Consider the following 6,182-nt stretch of genomic DNA (forward strand, 5'->3'; position numbering starts at 1 on the left):
ATCATGTCCTTGAACAAATATTAGCCAATCACGGTATTCCCCTTCAAATTATAGTAGATTGAAACTAGAATAGTACACCTCTACTTCTAAAACATTGTTAGAAATCGATTTGACTGTCCTGATCGGTTTGTCCTATTCTTATTTCATTTTACTATACTTTCAAACCTAGCCGTTTCTCAATAAAACGACTAACTGAATACATCACACGCTTAGCGGCTGCCTCGCTTCCGACCATCATCACACAATCATCTGCGTAGCGCACAAATCGAAGTCCCCTCTTTTCTAATTCCTTGTCCAATTCATTAAGCATGATATTAGATAAGAGAGGAGATACATTTCCTCCCTGTGGTGTACCAACTAGCGTTTTATGACGCCGACCGTTAATGATAACACCTGAATGAAGATACTTACGAATCAAGGATTCCCTATCTCCGTCTTCGATCATATTATGTACTAAGGACATCAATCTATCTTGAGGAACCCTATCGAAAAATTTCTCTAGGTCTATATCCACTATCCACTCATAGCCGTCATTTAAGTACTCTAAGAGCTTGGACAATGGCTTGTTGGATTATCCTATCCATCACTGTCGGAATCCCAAGCTGAAGGACACCTCCATTGGGTTGGGGGATTTCAACTCGCAGGACTGATTGAGGTTTGTATTTTCTCTGTTTTATCAGCTCCTTAGTCAAGCGCCAGTTTTGTCTGAGATAGTCATCCATCTCTTCGATAGTCATTCCATCAATCCCAGCTGAGCCTTTATTGGATTTTACTTGATTGTAAGCTTCCAGCATATTTTCGCGTGATACTATCTTATCTAGCAATTTTGACATGTGCCTATTCCTTTCTTGTTTTGGTGCCTGAGGGACATCTTATATTGGTGAACCTTCATCTAGTCAATACGTGACAGAGTCCAGTTCTATCAGACCGTTCGTTTTACAGACACAAGTAAAGTAGGATTACTTCGATCTGTCGTTTTCTCTTTCTAGCGACAGACCTCACGGGATAAGTCCTACATCTTTCCTCGTTTAGACTAGACATGAGGACGTTAAAAGGTTACAGTGGAAAAAGATAAATCTTAGTTCGAATTCAATTACTCTCGTGATTTACGCATATAGGTTACGACTACCTTTTTGGACTTTAAGGTTTCGCGCCCCCCCTATCCGCTATATACGCCTTACTATCACCTTCCTGTTCGTAGAGCCACGATTTCGCTATCCCTTCCTCTGACGATTCTTATTTCCAGCGTCAGACTTAAAACGGTCTATCCCCAGACCGTTTTAATCCGCTACCTCACGATAGTCAGGCTTGGGAATCGCTATTGGGTTCACCGGTAGCAGGTGCCCACCAAGGACTTATACTCAATGAAAATCAAAGAGTAAACTAGGAAACTAGCCGCAGGCTGTACTTGAGTACGGCAAGGCGACGTTGACGTGGTTTGAAGAGATTTTCGAAGAGTATTACACCTCAGATGCACCACATGCCCGTCGTACTTCAAAAAAACTGAAGTCAGATTTCACTGACCTCAGTTTTTTATTATTTAGCATAATCTACTGCACGAAGCTCACGAATCACGGTTATCTTGATATTTCCTGGGTAATCGAGATTGTTTTCAATTTTCTCACGAACTTTGTGAGCTAAGATTGTGACTTTGTCGTCCTTGATTTTTCCTGGATTGACCATGATACGAATTTCACGTCCTGCTTGAAGGGCAAAGCTATTTTGTACCCCTTCAAAGCCGTTCGCAATTTCTTCCAAATCATGGAGACGCTTGATGTAGCTTTCAAGAGACTCACTACGAGCACCTGGACGAGCTGCGCTCAAGGCATCTGCTGCAGCAACGATAACTGCAATGACGCTCTCAGCTTCAACATCTCCGTGGTGACTAGCAATCGTATTGACCACAACTGGATGTTCCTTGTACTTACGTGCCAATTCCATACCGATTTCAACGTGGCTACCTTCAACCTCGCGGTCAATGGCTTTTCCGATGTCGTGAAGGAATCCAGCACGACGGGCAAGAGCCGCATTCTCACCAAGCTCGCTGGCCATAATACCAGCTAACTTAGCAACCTCAATCGAATGGCGCAAAACATTTTGGCCATATGAAGTCCGGAATTGCAAGCGACCCATAATCTTCATCAAGTCTGGATGAAGGTTTGGTGCGCCAATCTCATAGGCAGCAGCCTCACCGTATTCACGGATCTTATTGTCAATCTCTTGACGGTTTTTCTCAACCAACTCTTCGATACGAGCTGGGTGGATACGACCATCCTTGAGCAACATTTCCATAGTCATACGGGCAATCTCACGACGAATCGGATCAAATCCTGACAAGGTCACCACTTCTGGTGTATCGTCGATAATCACATCGACCCCTGTCAAACTTTCAAAGGTACGAATGTTACGACCTTCACGACCAATAATGCGTCCCTTCATAGTATCGTCTGGCAGATGAACCGTTGAGTTTGTTGACTCCGCTACATATTCACCAGCGATACGTTGCATAGCTTGAACCAGGATGTCCTTGGCCATTTTGTCAGAACGTTCCTTGACCTCTTGCTCAGCTTCGCGAATACGACTGGCAATCTCCTTGGTCAAGTTTTCCTCTGTCTGTGCCAAGATAATATCTCGTGCTTCTGCCTGAGACAGAGCACCAATACGCTCTAGTTCTGCTTCTTTTTGTCTTTCGACTTCCTCTAATTGCTCTTCACGCGCATCAAGGTTTTTCGCTCTATCAGAAATACTTTGTTCTTTTTGTTCAAGTGTTTGTTCTTTACTCGTCAAATTGTCGTCCTTACGGTCAAGGCTAGTAGCTCTCTCTGTCAAACGACTTTCGATTTGTTTGAGTTCTTGACGTTCTGATTTGAATTCAGCGTCCACTTCTTCACGGTATTTTCTGGCTTCTTCTTTGGCCTCCAATAGTGCTTCTTTTTTAAGAGACTTGCTTTCACGTTTGGCTTCATTAACAAGTAAATCCACTTCACGCTCAGCTTGTCCACGTAAATTAGTTGCTTCTTGTTCAGCATTTAAAAGCATCAACTCTGCAGCTTCCTGAGATGATTTCATCTTAGCTGAGATGCTGACATATCCAATGACTAAACCAATGATGACGGCAAAAACAGCAATCGCAAGCGACATGATTTCCATGTTTTTACCTCATTTTATTGTTATTCCGAATGACATACATTCTTTTACATTCTACCATAAAAAAGTAATTTTCACAAACCTTAAATGGATATCGCTAACATCCGCATTATCACTATCATAGTTATCATTTACAGATATAAAGCGAATACCTTTTTCAAGAAATATCTTTTGTAAGTACTTTCCTGACTCGATATACTCTCTGCCGAAACGAGATAAATCTTTTACCATAATGATAGAAAACTTTCCTTTATTCAGGTCATCAATCATATTCTTAAAATTTGGTCGCTCAAAATTAGAACCACTATATCCATCATCTACATATTCATAGGATAATTCAATAGATTTCTCTTCTACCTCAAAAGCAAAAAGGATAAATTCCCCCTACACTTAAAATTTATCCCTCTTGGTAACCTCTTTTATTAATTTTTTTGATAAAGAAAACGCACATTTTATTTAACTGGTGCTGAAATATTTATAATAATATTTTTTTAGTTCTTTCTAGAATAATGATATTAAGATTTTTCATATATCTTATATATTCTTCTTCTGTGCTAGCAATCCTAATATCTTCTTTATCTAAAAAGACAACCTGATTGTTCTCTAAATCTGATTTAATTAAATCTATAATTTTATTTTGCTCATATATAAATCCTTCTAACTTAAAAAACTCGACAAATTTCTCAAATCCATTTTTACAATTATCATCATCAAAAAATAGTTCAAACCATTCACGGTAATTCTCTATAGCATAATCTATTTTTGAATTATTATTTCCCGCAAACCATTCTTTTATAGCATATAGTGTTAAATCAAAACGATCATAATATCCTTTATAAATTCCATTCTTGATTCTAGGTTTTCCACCTCTAGCTGTATTAACGGTTTCTGATTTTCCACCACCTCTAGGGAAAAGAATGTGTCCACCTATTGTTCTTGAAATACTCAAATGATCTAAAATTATTCTGTCGTTTAATCCTGCCTTTCTTGCCCAATAAATAGAGGCTCCTATATAATCACTTGATAATAAATACTTATCCTTATCAATAAATAAAGTATAAAAATCTCCATTTCCAAAGTTTTGGCATTTATTACATACAGATGTTATTTTAAGTTTTTCTTTTGAATCATCATCAAAAAACATCTTACATAAATCATCGTACAACGCCTTACTACATACATCAGGATCCTTTCTATTATATAATGAAAAACCTTTGGGAAAATAAGGATATAAATCAAATAGATAATTTTTAAACTTCATATTTATTACTCTCCATTAAATCTTTTTAGGAAATTTAAAGTCAAATTTTCCTCCAAGCACACCCGCACTTACTCCCGCAACTACTACAAGTGTTGTACTAATTGTTCCTATTTTCTTCACGCCACTGTTTAGCTCTTTTGTTAAATAAAACAACATTGATCATATCTGCTTCACTTACATACTTGTAAGACAACTGTTCGTTGGTAAGATCTTTTAAGAGATATTCTTTGATTGCATCTGTATGAATTTTGTAGTTAATCTTAGAAATTTCTCTATTCAAATTCCAGCCTAATGATATCTTAGAATTTTAATCTGACTTAAGTCTTTTGTAATCCTGAATTACATACATCTTAAATTCAGCAGAAATACATGAAGCAAATTCAAAGGCAATATCTGTATGTGCAAATGCACCACCATATCTTCCACCTTTTGAGATAATTCCGATTGCTCCAGTTTTCTCTACCCATTTCTTAGGAGACAATGTAAATGAATTATATCCAGCTTCCGATTTAATTCGGTCGAATTCGACCGAATTGAAATTCATGTTGTTTAAGCTTTTCCATAAACCAAGAAACTCAATTGTATCTTTTCTTCTCATCCAATTTTTAATTACATCACTCGATACTTATCCGAACGATAAGCTCCACGTAAGGTGTTCGCAATCGACCAAACTGCATTGACTACATTTGAAATCTGAACATCGTTCGACTGGAATATCGGTAGTTTTTCTTTAAAATTAGACATTTGCTTCCCCTGTTTTTATGATTTACAATTCTCTTCATTATACCACAAATTAAGAGTTATAAAGCGAATTCAAGGGTAAAGATCGAAGTTCATATACTAACTTTCTTTTCTGAGTTTTTGTCTTTTGTATTAGGGATTCTGTCATTTTCCAAAAAACTTTATCTTAAACTTACTAATAAAAATTTAAAAAATAAAAAGCCTACTTCGCAGTAGACTTAGTAATGATCTTTAAAGGACAAGAAAGCCACGCTATCTCCATCCATCATATAAATCAAGCGATTTTCTGCATCAATACGCCGTGACCAGGCTCCTTGGTAATCATATTTGAGTGGCTCTGGTTTTCCTATTCCTGTAAATGGATCGCGTTGAATATCCTTGATTAATTTATTGATTCTTTTTAGTGTTTTTTTATCTTGGTTTTGCCAGTAGCAATAATCTGCCCACGCATCTTCTGTAAACTTGAGTAGCATTCATCACTCCTCAATCACATGGACCTGAATGCTTCCAGCACGGACTTGAGCCATTCCTCGCAAAACCTTGTCTGATAACTCCTTATTTTGAGCGATTCTCAGGGTTTCCTGAATACTGTCCCATTCGCTCTTTGAAAGAACTACAATGTCCTCATCTGGATTTTTATTGACCACCGTCAAAGGCTCAAATTCATCATTTACCTTCTTCATGTAGTCCTTTAAATGATTTCGGAATGTTGAGTAAAGGACTGCTTCCATAACCATACCTCGTTTTAGCTCTTTTCCACTATTATACACGAAAAGAAAGAAATTGTCAGGAACTTGTACAAGATTTTCTTTTCCATCTATTTATACTCAATGAAAATCAAAGAGCAAACTAGGAAACTAGCCGCAGGTTGCTCAAAGCACTGCTTTGAGGTTGTAGATAAAACTGACGAAGTCAGCTCAAAACACTGTTTTGAGGTTGTAGATAGAACTGACGAAGTCAGTAACCATATCTACGGCAAGGCGACGTTGACGTGGTTTGAAGAGATTTTCGAAGAGTATTACCTTCAAGAAAC

5 protein-coding genes and 5 pseudogenes are annotated in these 6,182 nt (G+C 37.6%); 1 reads left to right on the forward strand and 9 read right to left on the reverse strand.

Annotation, left to right across the window (positions count from 1 at the left end):
- Nucleotides 1–154: 154 nt before the first annotated feature.
- From HT688_RS09230 to HT688_RS09265, 9 genes and pseudogenes are all read right to left on the reverse strand, one after another.
- Nucleotides 155–833, reverse strand: a pseudogene (locus HT688_RS09230) (reverse transcriptase domain-containing protein); the annotation flags it as partial.
- 703 nt (nucleotides 834–1,536) lie between these two features.
- Nucleotides 1,537–3,150: a ribonuclease Y gene (locus tag HT688_RS09235; RefSeq protein WP_000404950.1), complete on the reverse strand. Its 1,614-nt coding sequence runs from the start codon at nucleotides 3,148–3,150 to the stop codon at nucleotides 1,537–1,539.
- Nucleotides 3,151–3,231: 81 nt separating this feature from the next.
- Nucleotides 3,232–3,501, reverse strand: a pseudogene (locus HT688_RS09240) (recombinase family protein); the annotation flags it as partial.
- A 121-nt stretch (nucleotides 3,502–3,622) separates the two neighbouring features.
- Nucleotides 3,623–4,408, reverse strand: a complete 786-nt coding sequence (locus tag HT688_RS09245; protein WP_000669602.1) for a DUF6994 family protein — start codon at nucleotides 4,406–4,408, stop codon at nucleotides 3,623–3,625.
- Between the two features lie 15 nt (nucleotides 4,409–4,423).
- Nucleotides 4,424–4,564: a hypothetical protein gene (locus tag HT688_RS09250; RefSeq protein WP_000899898.1), complete on the reverse strand. Its 141-nt coding sequence runs from the start codon at nucleotides 4,562–4,564 to the stop codon at nucleotides 4,424–4,426.
- Nucleotides 4,518–5,021, reverse strand: a pseudogene (locus HT688_RS12205) (KilA-N domain-containing protein); the annotation flags it as partial. The gene HT688_RS09250 and the pseudogene HT688_RS12205, both read right to left, overlap by 47 nt.
- 5 nt (nucleotides 5,022–5,026) lie before the next feature.
- Nucleotides 5,027–5,152, reverse strand: a pseudogene (locus tag HT688_RS12300) (restriction endonuclease); the annotation flags it as partial.
- Nucleotides 5,153–5,367: 215 nt separating this feature from the next.
- Complete coding sequence (locus HT688_RS09260; RefSeq protein WP_000924721.1) at nucleotides 5,368–5,622, reverse strand: Txe/YoeB family addiction module toxin; 255 nt, start codon at nucleotides 5,620–5,622, stop codon at nucleotides 5,368–5,370.
- Between the two features lie 3 nt (nucleotides 5,623–5,625).
- Nucleotides 5,626–5,880 (reverse strand): type II toxin-antitoxin system Phd/YefM family antitoxin, encoded by a 255-nt coding sequence (locus HT688_RS09265; RefSeq protein WP_000388571.1) that lies wholly within the window; start codon nucleotides 5,878–5,880, stop codon nucleotides 5,626–5,628.
- Nucleotides 5,881–5,979: 99 nt separating this feature from the next.
- On the opposite strand from HT688_RS09265, the pseudogene HT688_RS11905 reads away from it, so the two are divergent.
- Nucleotides 5,980–6,182: pseudogene (locus HT688_RS11905) on the forward strand (hypothetical protein); the annotation flags it as partial.

Source organism: Streptococcus sp. 1559 (genome assembly GCF_013276735.1).
In the GTDB taxonomy this organism is placed as follows: Bacteria; Bacillota; Bacilli; order Lactobacillales; family Streptococcaceae; genus Streptococcus; species Streptococcus pseudopneumoniae.

Coding starts and splice junctions, on each gene's coding strand:
- HT688_RS09265 (WP_000388571.1), bottom strand. CDS start 5,880: ATGGAAGCAGTCCTTTACTCAACATTCCGAAATCATTTAAAGGACTAC.
- HT688_RS09260 (WP_000924721.1), bottom strand. CDS start 5,622: ATGCTACTCAAGTTTACAGAAGATGCGTGGGCAGATTATTGCTACTGG.
- HT688_RS09235 (WP_000404950.1), bottom strand. CDS start 3,150: ATGGAAATCATGTCGCTTGCGATTGCTGTTTTTGCCGTCATCATTGGT.
- HT688_RS09245 (WP_000669602.1), bottom strand. CDS start 4,408: ATGAAGTTTAAAAATTATCTATTTGATTTATATCCTTATTTTCCCAAA.
- HT688_RS09250 (WP_000899898.1), bottom strand. CDS start 4,564: ATGTTGTTTTATTTAACAAAAGAGCTAAACAGTGGCGTGAAGAAAATA.